This window comes from Acinetobacter sp. HZNU-JH01 (assembly GCF_037996845.1).
Lineage (GTDB): Bacteria > Pseudomonadota > Gammaproteobacteria > Pseudomonadales > Moraxellaceae > Acinetobacter > Acinetobacter haemolyticus.
On sequence record NZ_JBBMZX010000001.1, the window covers coordinates 615,701 to 631,369 of the forward strand.

Consider the following 15,669-nt stretch of genomic DNA (forward strand, 5'->3'; position numbering starts at 1 on the left):
CTAGACACACTTCGCAAGCGATGAATATTATCCACACCAAGTGAACGGGCCGTTAAAACGCATAAAATGGTTAAAACTGCCCTCCAAATTGCAAATTGCAAAAGTGAATAATTAGACATGTGCACTATATTTCAGGTGTTTTTGTTGAAATAGAAAAGCATGTTCTCTAGGAGTTTATACAATGCAGTTTTCGCTAAAATATATTCTAGCGCTGACGGCAGGCTTAAGTTTAAGCCCGTTACATGCTGAAATGGTTCAGTCTTCATCGTTAAACAGCGATGTTGAAGGTTCTAATTTGGCAGCCCGCGTTCTTAGCAAAGATTCTCAAAATTTTAATTCGCGTCTTTCTAACGTAAATAGTCTTTCAATCACTGAGCGCTCAGGTGACCAAGTACGTCGTCAAACGATCGCTGCTAAAATCGACATCCCTGAAGAAGAGCCTTCAGTGATTGAAAAACTGAACACAGTTGCATCAAACACTGTACGTAAGTTTAGCCAAACAGGTGTAGCTTCTTGGTATGGTCGTCAATTTCACGGTCGTAAAACAGCAAGTGGTGAAACATTCGACATGAATGCCATGACTGCTGCTCACCGTAGCCTACCATTGAACTGCTATATCCGTGTGACCAACAAAGATAATGGTAAGAGTGTTGTGGTTAAAGTAAATGATCGTGGTCCTTTCCACGGTAACCGTGTACTTGATTTATCTTACGGCGCTGCGAAACAAATCGGCATTACCAATGCTGGACTTGCTAAAGTAAGCATCGAACGTGTTGATGGTCCAAACTCTTAAGTTTAGACACTGATTACATAATTAAAGCCACCTTGTGTGGCTTTTTTTATTTTGATTATCCTTCAACAATCACTTGAATCATTTTGACGCTACATCTGTTCTTCGGTATATTGAGAAAATTAAAAAAAAGATCATTGCAAGGAGTGCACAGTGAAATCAATTGATGAATGGTTTGAAGAGTATAGTGATAGTCATCAAAATCAAACCAATAAGAAAATCCATTGGGTGTGTGTTCCTGCCATTCTCTTTTCCATTATCGGCATCCTTGCCCACTTTAGTACGCTACTCACTGCCCTATTATTGGTCTTAACTTTAGTGTTTTATGCACGCCTAGATATCGTACTTGCCGTTGCCATGGCTGCATTATTAGCCGTAATGGCTTGGCTGATTGTAATCTTACCTGTCGGTGTAGGATTCTATATAGGAATTTTTGTGATCGCGTGGATTGGTCAATTCTATGGCCACAAAGTAGAAGGTAAAAAACCTTCATTCTTTAAAGACCTACAATTCCTTCTGATTGGCCCTGTATGGTGCATGGACGCTTATCTCGCTAAAGTCCTACCCAAATGGAAAAGTCGTCAAAAATTAGCGATTACAAGCTGATTTAGCGCATATCTTTCTAGACAAGGTCTGTTACATAGACAGACCTTGTTATTTTAGAAGAATTTATTGATATATTCGTCCATTATGCTTTAACCAACCATCGATATGTTTTCTTCTTGGATCATGATGCGTCCAGTGGATTACTCCACCCTTATCGTTATATTCATATACGCCATAAAACTCTACAACATCACCTTTTTTCAATTGCTCTACTCTAGGCGCCAAGTCAATATTATGTGCAATCAATAGCGTCAAACCATTCTCCAGTTGGAGGATCATTCGTTGGTGCCTAGAGCCATCGTTATCATCGGGAAGAACCGCCTTCACAGTTCCATGTGAACGTACCTGAAGTTTGCTTCGTTGCTGCTGAAAGGCTTGCATGATCTTGGCTTGATCATCAACACCATGCTGCTCAACTGATGAGGATGCTTCTCCACGTTGTGTACTATTTTGCTTAAGATCCAAGCCAATATAAGCAAATACCAGTAACGCAATGACAATCAATAAGATCCAATTATTTTTTTGAGTTTTCATTCTTACCTTTCTTTCGTTCACAATGTAAAAATGCCAATCAACTTGATTGGCATTTTTATAATATCAGACAATATCCTTCGCTTAGAATAAACGATTGATACCGTTTAAGGCGGCCACACGATAAGCTTCTGCCATCGTTGGATAGTTAAAAGTTGTTTCAACAAAATACTTCAAGGTATTGTTTGGACTATGCATCACCACCTGACCAATGTGAATAATCTCAGCAGCATTGTTCCCGAAACAGTGAATACCTAACACTTCTAAGGTATCACGATGGAATAGTATCTTTAATTCCCCCACCGTATCCCCTGTAATTTGTGCACGAGCTAAATGACGGAAAGACGCTTGTCCAACTTCGTATGGGATTCTTTCTTCAGTCAGTTCCTGTTCAGTTTTACCGATCGAGGAAATTTCTGGAATGGTGTAAATGCCTGTCGGTACATCTTTAATTGGTTTGACATTTTTCTCGCCAACCATATTTGCACCCGCACAACGCCCTTGGTCATATGCTGCCGATGCGAGTGACGGCCAACCGATTACATCACCTGCTGCAAAAATATTTTCCACTTCAGTTTGATATTGATCATTTACCATTAATTGACCACGGCTATTCGGTACTAAACCAACATTTTCTAGACCTAAACCATCCGTGTTGCCTGAACGCCCATTACACCACAAGATTGCATCTGCTTTGATTTTCTTACCACTGAGCAAGTGTAGAACCACATGATCATCAAAGGTTTCTAAACGATCAATTTGCTCATTGTGACGAATCAATACACCTTGTTCACGTAAGTGATATGACAATGCATCTGCGATCTCATCATCCAAGTAACTGAGTAACTTTTGTTGTGTGTTAATCAAATCAACCTTATGGTCTAGCCCAATAAAAATAGAGGCATACTCACAACCAATTACACCCGCACCATAAATGATAATTTTTTGGATCGTATAATCAAGATCTAAAATCTTATCTGAATCAAAGACACGTGGATGATTGAAGTCTAGACCTTGCGGTTGGTATGGACGACTACCAGTAGCAATCACGATCTGCTTACAAATGATGGTATCTTTAATACCATCCTGACCAAAAATTAAAACCGTATTTTTATCTTGGATATATGCACGGCCATGAAAAACTTCAATTTTATTACGATCGTAAAAACGGGTATGTGTATCTACTTGTTGTTGAATGACTTTGTGCGCATTTCGTAATACCTGTTTCATCGTGAACTGTTTCCACTCACCTACTTTTTGAAACATCGGATCACGCTGATAACGGATAATACTGGAAACAGTTTGTCGTAATGCTTTACTTGGAATCGTACCTACATGTGCACAGTTACCACCTAGTTGATCACGAACATCAACAATTGCTACACGTCTACCTGCTTTAGCTAGCTTCATTGCCGCGCCTTCACCAGCTGGGCCAGAACCGAGAATTACTGCATCATATTTGACAATATTCCCACCAACGACCTCTTTCTTACGTGGCATTAAAAGCTCCTTTGATTTCTCGCTGCGTATTTCTAAATATATGATAACTAATATGCGTTGAATTGATATATTTCTCAATCGTATATTTTATATATAGACATTTTTAAAATGAATACCTAATTCGTCCTATCCCGCAGCAAATTTGACTATAATAACAAGAGATTTGAAATCAAAGGTTGTAGAAAAGATATGTCTGAACACCGTAAACCTGAACAGGGTCAAAAACTTCGTGGCGCAGAAAAAGTCGCAAGAATTCCTGTAAAAGTTATCCCTACGGTTGAAGTGCCTCGCAAGCCAGACTGGATTCGCGTCAAAATGACAGCCCCAGACGAAGTTCAGCGCATCAAAACTACGCTACGTTCGCAAAAACTTCATACCGTCTGCGAAGAAGCAGCCTGCCCTAATCTACCAGAGTGTTTTGGTGGGGGTACTGCGACATTCATGATTATGGGTGATATTTGTACTCGCCGTTGTCCATTCTGTGACGTCGCACATGGTCGCCCAAATGCACTTGATCCTGATGAACCACGCCATATGGCAGAGACGATTTCCAATCTTGGTTTAAAATATGCCGTAATTACATCGGTGGATCGTGATGATCTGCTAGATGGTGGTGCTCAACACTTTGTTGATTGTATCAAAGAAGCCCGCGCTTTGAGTCCGAAAACTTTATTGGAAATTCTAGTTCCTGATTTCCGTGGTCGTATGGATATCGCCTTACGTATCATGACTGAATGTCCACCTGATGTTTTCAATCACAATATTGAAACTGTTCCGCGTTTATATAAAGCAATGCGTCCAGGTTCAGACTATCAACATTCTTTAAATCTTTTGAAAATGTTTAAAGAATACTGCCCTGATGTACCGACTAAATGTGGTTTGATGGTTGGTATTGGTGAGACAGAAGAAGAAGTGATTGCATTGCTTGATGATCTTCGTGCTCACGATGTTGATTACGTAACGATTGGTCAATATCTACAACCATCTAAGCAACATGCACCAATTGACCGCTTTGTCACACCAGAAGAATTCGAGCGTTATGCAGAACATGGTCGTAAACTCGGTTTCAGAAATATCTGGTCTGCACCAATGGTTCGTTCAAGCTACTTTGCTGATCGCCAATATCATGGTGAGCCCGTACCAGCAGTACGCCGCAAAGTAGATCCTGCTAAAAAGATTGCAGTACAAACTGTAGAAGCCTAGTCCTAGCTCAATAATTTAGTTAAAGAGAGAATATTATATTCTCTCTTTTTTTTTACAATATGCTTCAACCAAACCATGTCACAACTTAAGCCTTTCTGATCAACCGTGAATTCGGCGTGAAGAATTACAATTCAAAACTCTACTACAAAAAAATCACTTAAAAACATAAATTTACTTTGAATACTCACACTTATATCCTGATTAAGGTTGATAAAAACTATTTGAACTCACAATGAAAAAATAGAGGTTTCAATCTTTATTTATAACTCGTCACAAAATCATTAGAAGTTCTCGTTTTATACATGATACGGAATAAGACCAACAACTTCTTACCAAAAAAAGTATTAATCAGGATATGAAAAAATGAATAGAAAAACTTTATCACTAAGTACAGCAATCCTAGGTAGCGTATTTCTTTTAGGGTGCAACAGTGATTCTAATAATGATTCTAAGCCCTCAGCTACCAATACGGGCGATGTACTGATTTTAACGTCCAATGGAATGATCAGCTCAATTAACCGTGATCAACCTGAAAAACTAGTATCTAATCTTAAAATTACAGGCTTACAAGCAGATGAACAACTCATCGGTATTGATCATCGCCCCAAAGACGGCAAACTATATGCTGTTGGCACCATGGGCAATATTTACACACTAAATCCTCAAACGGGTCGAGTTACATGGGTAAGTAAATTAGTTGCAGACCCAAGTGATACAACAGATGGCAACGCACCTTACAGCAAAATAACGGGTAATCCTGATTTAATGACTGTGAATTTCAATCCAGCAGCAGACCGTCTAAGAGTAATTGGCAATGATGGGCAAAATTTACGAATCAATGTAGATACAGGCTCAACGATTACCGATGGCAATATCAGCTCAGGAACTGACTCAGTTTCGATTATCGCTGCCGCATATACCAACGCAATGGCTGGTACGGGTTCTACACGATTATTTAGTATTGATCAAAACACTGATCGTATCTATCTACAAAACGCCAATGCAGGTACTTTGGGTAGCTCAGCAATGCTCGCTTCTGGTGTTAATATTTCTGGTGGCGGTGGTTTTGATATTGATCCTATTAATAATGTTGGCTATGCAGCCCTCAAAGCTGCTGGAACCTATCAACTTCATCACTTAAATCTTGCAACTGTAGGTTCTGACAATGCCGCTGTTGTAGAAAGTAAAAACTTACCAAATCTGTTTCAAACTGCAGGAATCCGTGGTTTAGCACTTGAAAGTGCCAAAGATACTGGCGCTCATGCATTTGGCCTGAGTGCGAATAATCAACTACTGCACTTTATGGTAAATAGTCCAAATACAGTCAAACAAACTAATATCACAGGCTTGAAGGTCGGAGAAAAAATTGTCGGTATAGATTTCAGATTCAAAACAATGACCGATAAATCAGGCATGCTTTATGGATTAAGTGATCAATCAAATCTATACACTATCAATATGCAAACAGGTATGGCAACACTTCAAACTTCATTGAAAGCTGCAATGGGTGATGATAATCCATTCACTACACTGCTAGGTACCAATTTTGCCGTTGACTTTAACCCAGCAGCAGACCGATTACGTGTTATTAGCAATACTGGACAAAGCTTACGTATCAATGTTGACACTGGTGACACCATTACCGATGGTGCACTCAATGGAATCGAAGATGCTGTTGTAACCGCAGCCGCTTACACTAATAGCTTCCAAACGCCGATCGCTATGATTGGTACAGAATTATTTAACCTAGATCAAGGCAACCAACTGTTAGTTAAACAAAGTCCACCAAATGATGGCGTACTCAATTCAATTGGTGCTTTAGGCATTAACTTAGGGTTAGATAATGGCTTTGATATTGCGGGTGGTGATAACGGTTTTGCATTAGCAACTGTCTCAGGAATGACAGGACCATCTGTTTTATATCGGATTGATTTAAATAGTGATACAACGATTACGACACCAAGGGCTAGACTTGCTATTAATGTAGACGGCACACCAAATCTAGCTGCCTCAACGATTGGTAGCACCACGACCCCTCAACTGATAGATCTCGCGATTATGTTGAAGTAAATACCCATGCTTAAATAAAAAACACCGCATTTTCAAATGCGGTGTTTTTTTAACTTATAAAATTTATGCGATATGTTTTTGCACAATAATCGAACCGACAGAATAACCAGCGCCGAACGAAGAGATCACAGCATATTCACCATCATTCACTTGCTCGCCTGTACGATGCATGGCAATAATTACGCCAGCAGAAGAGGTATTGGCAAACTCGTCTAAAATAATTGGTGCACGCTCTAAATCCGCCTCTTTACCAACGACGAGTTTTAAGATCAACTCGTTCATATTGGCATTGGCTTGGTGTAACCAAAAACGCTTGACCTGCTCAGGTGTTAATTGAAGTTTTTCCAATTGCGCGGTAATGATTTTCGCAACAAGTGGGCACACTTCTTTAAATACTTTACGGCCATCTTGACGGAACAACTTATCATCAACAACCGCATCTTCACTACGGTTTAAGAAACCAAAATTATTGCGGATATTATTTGAGAATTGAGTAAACAAATGGATATCTAAGATTTCGTAACCTGATTTTGTTTCAGTTTCTTCAATAATTGAAGCTGTCGCAACATCACCAAAGATAAAGTGTGCGTCACGCGTACGATAATCTAAATGACCTGATGTAATCTCAACATTGAGTAGTAAAACACGACGAGCGCCACATTTCACTGCATCATAGGCCTGCTTTAAACCAAATGTCGCTGCTGAACAAGCCACATTCATGTCATACGCATAACCTTTAATACCTAATGCTGATTGGATTTCAATGGCAACGGCTGGATATGCGCGTTGCATATTTGAACAAGCCAAAATCACGACATCTATGTCTTCAGCTGTCACACCTGCATTTTCCATCGCTTGTTTTGCAGCTATTACACCCCACTCCGCTTGAAGTGAAAGCTCATCATTACTACGCTCTTGCAAACGAGGACGCAAACGTTTTGGATCAAGAATACCCGATTTTTCAACCACATAACGACGCTTAATCCCTGAAGCTTTTTCAATAAACTCAGGGCTAGAGCCGCGTAGCTCTTCTAACTCACCTGCTGCAATTTTATCAGCATTGTCTTGATTGTACTGTTCTACATAAGCATTTAAACTTTCAACCAACTCTTCATTGGAAATAGATTCGGTTGGGTGGAACAAACCTGTACCTGTTATACGGATGCCCATGTAAAACTCCTGTAAAGAATGGTTCTAACTTTCATTGTCGCTCAGTTTAACCGATTGCTAATCGATCCCATAGTTTTTGTAATCTAGTTGGTGAAATTGGCATCTTTGTTTTCATCGGTTGAGAAAACAAAGAAATTCTCAATTCCTCTAACATCAAATACATTTCTTTGATTTTAGGATCATTTTTGAATTTAAATACTTTGTCCATCCATGGATCGACATCATCAATTGCCGCAAGGTCACGTTGTAGATTATTTGGCAAACGGTCTAAACGCAATAGCAATGCTTTTAAATAACGCGGATATTCCTGCCAAAGATCAACAGGGCGAGTATAGACGAAGTCCACCAAAGACATTAAATCAAGTTGATCCTCTATATCATCTATACTTCGACCAAAGATACTTTGATCAAGTACTAACAACTCACGGCGAATCCTCTGCCATTGGGTAAAGATTTCAGTCATATCATTTAAAACTTTTTGACCATTCGCCAAAAAATGCTTTTTGGTTTCAATTAAAAGTTGCTGAAACTCATCCGCATGCTTAGGAAGCCCTTGAATCGAGACTTGCAGCGTGGCATAAACCAGCATCTGCTCTAGTTTTGCACGGTCACCTAAAGGTGAATAAGCCAAAGCCAAAGGTTTGGAAATCTGCTTTTTCAATTGACGAATTAAATCACCTAACTGCAAATGTACGAGGCGAATCACACCCTCTCGATGTTGTTTAATTGCTTCACTTTGATCATTAAAAGTTTGAACCACGACACCAGAATCATCTTTAGCATCAAGTTCAGCAAATACTTTGGTTGGAACCAAAGCTTGATACTGCTGTACCACGACACCTGTCACTTTTTGTGATGCTTCAAATACAAAACTCTCAGGAAAACTTTGGAATTCCCCCTGTTGTTGCTTCACTGGACGATGGGTTTCAATACGACAACGTGCTTTCAGCTCTTCTAAATCGCGACCTTGCGCGATTAATTTACCTTTTTCATCCAACACCTTGATAAAAGGCACTAGATATTGATCAATTTTTTCAAAAGAAAAGTCTTTTTCAGTGATTTGTTCACCACGTAAAGCAAATGCCAAATAACTAAATAAGTGCTCTCTTAAATGTACAGCGTCGATCCCCTGTAGCAGTTTTTTGGCAGTATCAGGTATAGGGACTAAATTACGGCGCTTATCTTTTGGCAATGCTTTTAACAAGGCTTCAATTAAACTTTGTCTCCATCCAGGAATCCCCCACGACCACTGCTTTTCATCCACTTGTGCTAAAGCCTGTACTGGGATTTTAATGGTTGCACCATCTTCATCATGACTAGGATCAAAACGATAGTTCGCAGCCAAACGCAATTGACCATTATGTAAATAATCTGGAAATTGCTGCGTGGTTGGACGATCATTCATCCACAATGCGTCATCATCAACAAATAAGAAACGCGGATGATCTGGCTCTACTGTTGCACGCCAGTCTTCAAAACTACGACGGCTCGCAATTTCCTTAGGAACTTTCTCGGCATAAAATTGATAAATGGTTTCTTCATCCACCACCAAATCACGACGACGTAATTTATCCTCAACACGCTCAACTTCTTCTAGCTTTAGCAAGTTATGTTTTAAAAACGGCGGTGTAATACCTAAATTGCCTGTGGTCAGCGCATCACGTAAAAAGATTTCATGTGCAGCAGGTTGATCCACTTTCTCAAAATTCACCATTCGTTTTGGTTCAATAATCAAACCAAATAATGAAATCTGTGCATAAGCATTTACTATGCCCGCCTTTTTCGACCAATGAGGCTCAAAATAGTGATATTTCAAGAGATCACGCGCCGCCAACAAAATCCATTCTGGATCAATCTTTGCCAATGTCCGCAAATAAACCTGAGAAGTCTCCACCATTTCAAAGGCCATGACCCAAGCGGTATTGGTTTTATGTAAGGTACTGGCTGGAAAAACTTTGGCTTTCTGCTGACGCACTGCCATAAAGGTATTACGCTCATCCGTTTTATTGGCAATAAAAGAAAGTAAACCCGTTAATAAAGCTCGATGTAAATTTTCATAATTCGCGCCTTTTTCATTAAAACTAAGTTTTAAGCCTTCAGCCAACTCGACCAATTGGTGATGGGTTTGTTTCCATTCTCGTAAACGTAACCAGCTCAAGAAATGCTGACGGGCAAATTGACGACGCTTGTTCTCTGATTGAGTATCAGGACTGGTTTGTAAGGTATTCCACAGTTTTAAATAAAATAAAAAGTCTGAATCCGCTTCTTTGAACAATGCATGTTTTTGATCAGCCTGCATTTGTTTGTCCGCAGGACGTTCACGCGGATCTTGAATCGCTAATGCACTGACGATAATCAAGGTTTCTTTGAGCACACCAAAGTGCGCGCCACCAATAATCATACGTGCTAAACGCGGATCAATCGGCATACGCGCCATCATTTGACCGACTTTAGTCAGTTCATTTTTACGTTCATTCAACGCACCCAGCTCAATAAGTAACTTACGACCATCATTCACCAAACGGAAATCTGGCGGTTCAATGAAGTCAAAATCCTCTAAGTTACCCAAGCCGAGGCTTTGCATCTGTAAAATAACAGAAGCTAAATTGGTCCGTTTAATTTCAGGTTCTGTAAATTCTGGACGGCTTAAAAAGTCTTCCTCGCTGTATAGGCGAATACATACACCTGCAGCAATACGACCGCAACGCCCTTTACGCTGATTGGCTGCCGCTTGTGAAATCGCTTCAATCGGTAAACGTTGTACCCGCGAACGATAGTTATAACGTGAAATACGGGCAAAACCACTATCAATCACATAGCGAATATTTGGAACAGTCAACGCTGTTTCTGCAACGTTGGTGGCAATAATAATACGTCGCCCTTTCCCGCTTGGACTGAAAATCTTTTGCTGCTCTGCCAGGGCTAAACGCGCATATAAAGGCAGAACTTCGGTATGACGGGGACCAAACTTCTGTAAGGTTTCCTGTAATTCACGAATTTCTTGCTCGGTACTGGCAAAGATCAGGATATCCGCATATTCTGGATGACCTTTTGCTTCGGCATCAGCAAAACATTCTTCGACTGCTTGAACGACGGCTCTAGGCAGATTCTCTTCAAAGTCATCAAACTCATCATCATCACTACCAATAATGCTGAGTTCCGAGATCGGACGATAACGGACTTCTACTGGAAAGCTACGTCCTTCAACCTCAAAAATCGGTGCATCATTAAAGTATTGACTAAAACGATTTACATCCAAGGTTGCGGAGGTAACGATTACTTTTAAATCTGGGCGCTTTGGTAAAAGCTGCTTGAGATAACCCATGATAAAGTCAATATTGAGTGAGCGTTCATGCGCTTCATCAATAATGATGGTATCGTATTTTGATAAAAATCGGTCATTGGTCAGTTCTGCTAATAGAATACCATCTGTCATCAAGCGAACAATTGAGTCTTGCGAACCTTGCTCATTAAAGCGAATCTTAAAACCAATCGACTCACCCAATTTTTCGCCCACTTCTTCAGCAATACGCTGAGAAACACTACGTGCAGCCAAACGACGCGGTTGGGTATGACCAATCATGCCCGTAAGCCCACGACCTGCTAGCATTGCAATTTGAGGAAGTTGCGTGGTTTTACCTGAACCCGTTTCACCCGCGACAATGATCACTTGATGCTTCTCAATTGCTTCAATTAAACGGTCTGCATACTGGGTAACAGGTAAATCTTGATTGAGCTTGATCTTCGGGAGTCGAGCTAAACGTTGTTTAACTTTATGATTAGACTGTTCAAAGAGCTTTTCTATTTCTGCTGTTTCTGTTTTCTTATCTTTGCGCAGTCGATTTAAACGGTGACGGTCACGTGCCATAACCAATTGATCTACATTTAAATGACTCTGCACTGAACAGCTTTCCTGAAAAACAAAATAGTCGGCTATTTTACGCTTTAAAGCCCTGCTATGCAAAGAAACCGCATCAATCAACGCAATCGATGCAGTTGTTATTATGGTTCAGATAAAAGATTAATTGTACCGAAGCCCGTATCAAGCCCTAAATGTTCATACTTTGCTATTACTCATTTGAGTATTAAATCGCTATATACACAGTAACTGGGCTCAAAGCCTAAATTTTAGGCTAGGAATTAAACAATTTTATATTTTTTTCAATTCTACCCTTGAATTTTGGTATCAGAAACTGCATGTTGTCTAACACATTAATTTTAACTGTCCTGTCATCTTGACGTCATGTTGTTGGAGTCAAATCAGGATAAATTTGGGGAAAAATATGGACTTAAATCGAATCATTCGTTTTTCCGATTTTAGTCATGTAAAAATACTATTTCCCCAATAATGAAAAATTATTTATTCTACATCTCGTAAACAAGTTCCTAGTTTAAAGATAAACCTCAATCATGGAGACAATGATGAGCTTAATTAATACTGAAGTTAAACCATTTAAAGCGACTGCATACCATCACGGTCAATTTGTTGAAGTTACAGAAGCAGATCTTAAAGGTAAATGGTCTGTAGTATTCTTCTATCCAGCTGACTTTACTTTTGTTTGCCCAACTGAATTAGAAGATTTAGCTGACAACTATGCAGAGTTCCAAAAACTAGGTGTTGAAATTTACGGTGTTTCTACTGACACTCACTTCACGCACAAAGCATGGCACGATACTTCTGAAGCAATCAAGAAAATCCAATACCCATTAATCGGCGATCCAACTTGGACTCTTTCTAAAAACTTTGACGTTTTAATCGAGTCAGCTGGTCTTGCTGATCGCGGTACATTCGTTATCGATCCAGAAGGTAAAATCCAAATCGTTGAAATCAACGCTGGTGGTATCGGCCGTGATGCAAACGAATTACTTCGTAAAGTAAAAGCTGCTCAATACGTTCACTCTCACCCAGGTGAAGTTTGCCCAGCTAAATGGAAAGAAGGTGAAGCGACTCTTGCTCCATCTATCGACTTAGTTGGTAAAATCTAATTCATTAGATTCATCTAATCGGTCTGGAACCACCCTTATGGGTGGTTTCTTTTTTTACTCGATGACATTATCAATTTATTAACAATTCTTATACTTATATCTTCATTGCAATCTTCATTTATCAATTGTCAGGTTGCGAGACTTAGAGTAGTGTCAAATTATGAAATAAAAGGTTTTTTATATATGTAACAAATGATCAAAATTGTATGGGGGCTAATAGATGGAAAGAACTGTTATTGTAACCTCTTGGAAATATGATGTTTCTACACGGTATTTGAAAATTTTTTATAACAATGGCTCTGGCGAGCTTTATCATCCTGTCCCTGAATTTATCTATAATAATTTACTCCGCTCTACAGACAAAACCGCATTTGTGCATAAATACCTCGAATTTGATCTTCACTTTAAACGACTATGTATTTCCGCTTCGTCATAGCAAATCAGCCCAATATGGGCTGACTCATAAATAAAGATATTTTATTTTTCTTCAAGCTACTCAGCGTATTTTGCGAACACTTTTTCTTTTGCTTCAGGATAGATATTGATCCGATTAAGATCACCTTTGTAATGTGCCACCACTCGATCATCCATGATTTTTGACCACCAAGCGGGGACAAAAGCAGGTAAAATCATCGCGCCATAACCTGCTGGTAGTTGTGGTGCATCTTCAAAATGTCGTAAGGTTTGAAAACTACGTGCAGGATTGGCATGGTGGTCAGAATGACGTTGCAACTGATACAAAAATAAATTCGTCACCACATTATTATTATTCCAACTATGCTCTGGCAAGGTACGTTCGTATTGACCATTGTCTTTCTTTTCACGTTTTAAACCATAGTGCTCAATGTAATTAACGGATTCAAATAGTGTGACCGCATATGTAGCTTGAGTAACTTGAAAAGCTATTGAACGCACACCAAACTTGCTCAACATTGCTGCATGATAAATTGCAGACATTGCCCAACCATGAATTAATTCATTTTCTTTGCTAAAGAATGGTAGTTTTTTTCGCTCTAAGCGATTCTTTTCTATTTCAATGGCAGATTTAAAACTCCCAATAACTGTCCTTGGCAAGAATTTCCAAAAGCTTTCACCGAACTGTGAAGAAGCAGGATCTTCAGGTGTCGCAACACGACGATGATGCCCATAAGGATGCTCAATACGGAAATGATTATATCCTGATGGTACCAACGCTAAATGAGACAAATAATGCTCTAATTTTCCGCTTTTATGACTAAGTTCATGTGCGGTATTGATCGCAACACCATTGACCATCCCCACCAAAGTACCCAATAGGATTTGATCAGCGATTGGCGTATTTTTTCGACTTGCGAGATAAGCACCATATATATTTGTTGCGTATTGCAAAGGAATATAAAGCTTCACAATACGTGCATAATATGGATCAGCTTCTAGATCTGCAATCGCATCCACTGGCGGATTTTCAGTATCTTCTCCGATCAATTTATCTAGACTAGGAATCACACCATGCAAAAACAGTGGTCCAAATGAAGCAAAAAAGCGTTTGGTTTTTTTGGGACCAAATTGATAGCCTGCCAGGCCACTCATTGCAATTGCTGGTACAGCCAACCCCAATAACCACCAATGCCGTTTTTTGTCTCTAAATTTAATAGTCGCTTGCTCTATATCTAGCTGTGTATGCATATTCATTAGAAACTCCTTCCATCAAATATTGGTTTTCTTGCTTGAATTGTGTTCTTTTAAAGTGATCCTTTATTATCATTTTAAGACTTGCTATTATCATTTTAAGACTCTAGTGCTCAATTAAAATGCAACAACAACAAATTCCAGTCATTCCATCTCGTTACTATTTACGGCTAATTGATATCTTAATTCAAACAAATCAATATAATAATCAATTACTAACCGTATTTAGAGATCAAATTTCTGCATCTGATCTTTTGTCTATCCAACAAATTGAACAGTTCATCGAGCTTGGTTTAAGCCTCCCAAATACGGAAGATTTAGCATTTCAATTAGGCAAAAATATTAAACTGAGCTCTCATAGCTTAGTAGGCTATGCATTGATGACCAGCCCTCATCTGGAACATGCCTTACGGCTGATTGCACAATATTTTAGGCTGATCATGCCAAGCTTTAAGTTATCTATTCAATATTTAACAGATCAGCAAAAAGTTGAATTATTGTTTGAACCGATCTTGCAAATGAATAAACAATGTCTTGCCTTCCATATCGAAGCAATTGCTGTTGCTTTTTACTACAGCTTATTAGAATTAGCAGGACAGCAATTGCAGCGCTATCAAGTTTATCTTAGCGTAGCCGAACCAAAATATAAAGAACAGTATGTACATTTAATAAAAGCGAACTTTCACTTTAACTATGCATGGGTTGCAGGTTTACGTGTGGTGATTGATCAACAACAACTTGCGCTACCATTACCTCTAGCAGATGCACACAGTTTGAAAGTGGTTGAACAACGTTGTCAGGAACAAATCCAAAAGATCTATCATCAAGGCGAAATTGTAGAATGGGTAAGCATGATGCTACGTCAAGCCAATCAGATTCCGACATTAAAAGAATGTGCGAAAGTATTAAACATCTCGACTAAAACATTACAGCGTTATTTACAGCAGCAAGGTGTTGAATTTCACCGTCTGAAACAAGAAATCAGTATTGAACGTGCAATAGATTTACTTGAGAACTCAAGCTTTACCATCACACACATTGCTTATGAATTAGGCTATTCCAATCCAGCCAATTTTACACGTGCGTTTAATAAGGTAATGGGTTGTAGTCCTCAGAGCTATCGCTTAAATCATCACAAATAAGAA

12 protein-coding genes are annotated in these 15,669 nt (G+C 39.2%); 7 read left to right on the top strand and 5 right to left on the bottom strand.

Features of this window, described 5'->3' with window-relative positions; translation table 11 throughout:
- Positions 1-181 precede the first annotated feature (181 nt).
- Positions 182-793, top strand: coding sequence for a septal ring lytic transglycosylase RlpA family protein (locus AAC851_RS03015; protein WP_100833556.1), 612 nt, complete (start codon positions 182-184; stop codon positions 791-793).
- Between the two features lie 150 nt (positions 794-943).
- Positions 944-1,396, top strand: a complete 453-nt coding sequence (locus tag AAC851_RS03020; RefSeq protein WP_100833555.1) for an Mpo1 family 2-hydroxy fatty acid dioxygenase — start codon at positions 944-946, stop codon at positions 1,394-1,396.
- A 63-nt stretch (positions 1,397-1,459) separates the two neighbouring features.
- Here AAC851_RS03020 and AAC851_RS03025 read toward each other — a convergent pair whose 3' ends face one another.
- Both AAC851_RS03025 and sthA read right to left on the bottom strand, forming a co-directional pair.
- A complete protein-coding gene (locus AAC851_RS03025; RefSeq protein ID WP_005081184.1) occupies positions 1,460-1,930 on the bottom strand; it encodes a DUF3465 domain-containing protein in 471 nt (156 codons plus the stop codon).
- Between the two features lie 81 nt (positions 1,931-2,011).
- Positions 2,012-3,427, bottom strand: coding sequence for a Si-specific NAD(P)(+) transhydrogenase (gene sthA, locus AAC851_RS03030; protein WP_004638598.1), 1,416 nt, complete (start codon positions 3,425-3,427; stop codon positions 2,012-2,014).
- 189 nt (positions 3,428-3,616) lie between these two features.
- On the opposite strand from sthA, the gene lipA reads away from it, so the two are divergent.
- Positions 3,617-4,630, top strand: coding sequence for a lipoyl synthase (gene lipA, locus AAC851_RS03035; protein ID WP_004638597.1), 1,014 nt, complete (start codon positions 3,617-3,619; stop codon positions 4,628-4,630).
- 363 nt (positions 4,631-4,993) lie between these two features.
- The gene (locus AAC851_RS03040) at positions 4,994-6,700 is read left to right on the top strand and encodes a DUF4394 domain-containing protein (protein ID WP_340600479.1); all 1,707 of its coding nucleotides are present in this window, start codon (positions 4,994-4,996) and stop codon (positions 6,698-6,700) included.
- Between the two features lie 63 nt (positions 6,701-6,763).
- Here AAC851_RS03040 and AAC851_RS03045 read toward each other — a convergent pair whose 3' ends face one another.
- Both AAC851_RS03045 and hrpA read right to left on the bottom strand, forming a co-directional pair.
- Positions 6,764-7,870, bottom strand: coding sequence for a beta-ketoacyl-ACP synthase III (locus AAC851_RS03045; protein WP_004638594.1), 1,107 nt, complete (start codon positions 7,868-7,870; stop codon positions 6,764-6,766).
- A 46-nt stretch (positions 7,871-7,916) separates the two neighbouring features.
- Positions 7,917-11,771 carry an ATP-dependent RNA helicase HrpA gene (gene hrpA / locus AAC851_RS03050; RefSeq protein ID WP_340600480.1) on the bottom strand — a complete coding sequence of 1,285 codons (3,855 nt, stop codon included), beginning with the start codon at positions 11,769-11,771 and terminating at the stop codon, positions 7,917-7,919.
- Between the two features lie 521 nt (positions 11,772-12,292).
- On the opposite strand from hrpA, the gene ahpC reads away from it, so the two are divergent.
- Positions 12,293-12,856, top strand: a complete 564-nt coding sequence (ahpC, locus tag AAC851_RS03055; protein WP_005090931.1) for an alkyl hydroperoxide reductase subunit C — start codon at positions 12,293-12,295, stop codon at positions 12,854-12,856.
- 220 nt (positions 12,857-13,076) lie between these two features.
- Entirely contained in the window at positions 13,077-13,292 is a 216-nt protein-coding gene (locus AAC851_RS03060) for a KTSC domain-containing protein (protein WP_005090936.1), read from the top strand.
- 56 nt (positions 13,293-13,348) lie between these two features.
- On the opposite strand, the gene AAC851_RS03065 is transcribed toward AAC851_RS03060, so the two are convergent.
- On the bottom strand, positions 13,349-14,527 hold the full coding sequence (locus tag AAC851_RS03065; protein WP_004638589.1) for an alkane 1-monooxygenase: 1,179 nt from the start codon (positions 14,525-14,527) through the stop codon (positions 13,349-13,351).
- Between the two features lie 119 nt (positions 14,528-14,646).
- On the opposite strand from AAC851_RS03065, the gene AAC851_RS03070 reads away from it, so the two are divergent.
- A complete protein-coding gene (locus tag AAC851_RS03070) occupies positions 14,647-15,666 on the top strand; it encodes an AraC family transcriptional regulator (RefSeq protein ID WP_004638588.1) in 1,020 nt (339 codons plus the stop codon).
- The last annotated feature ends 3 nt before the right edge of the window (positions 15,667-15,669 follow it).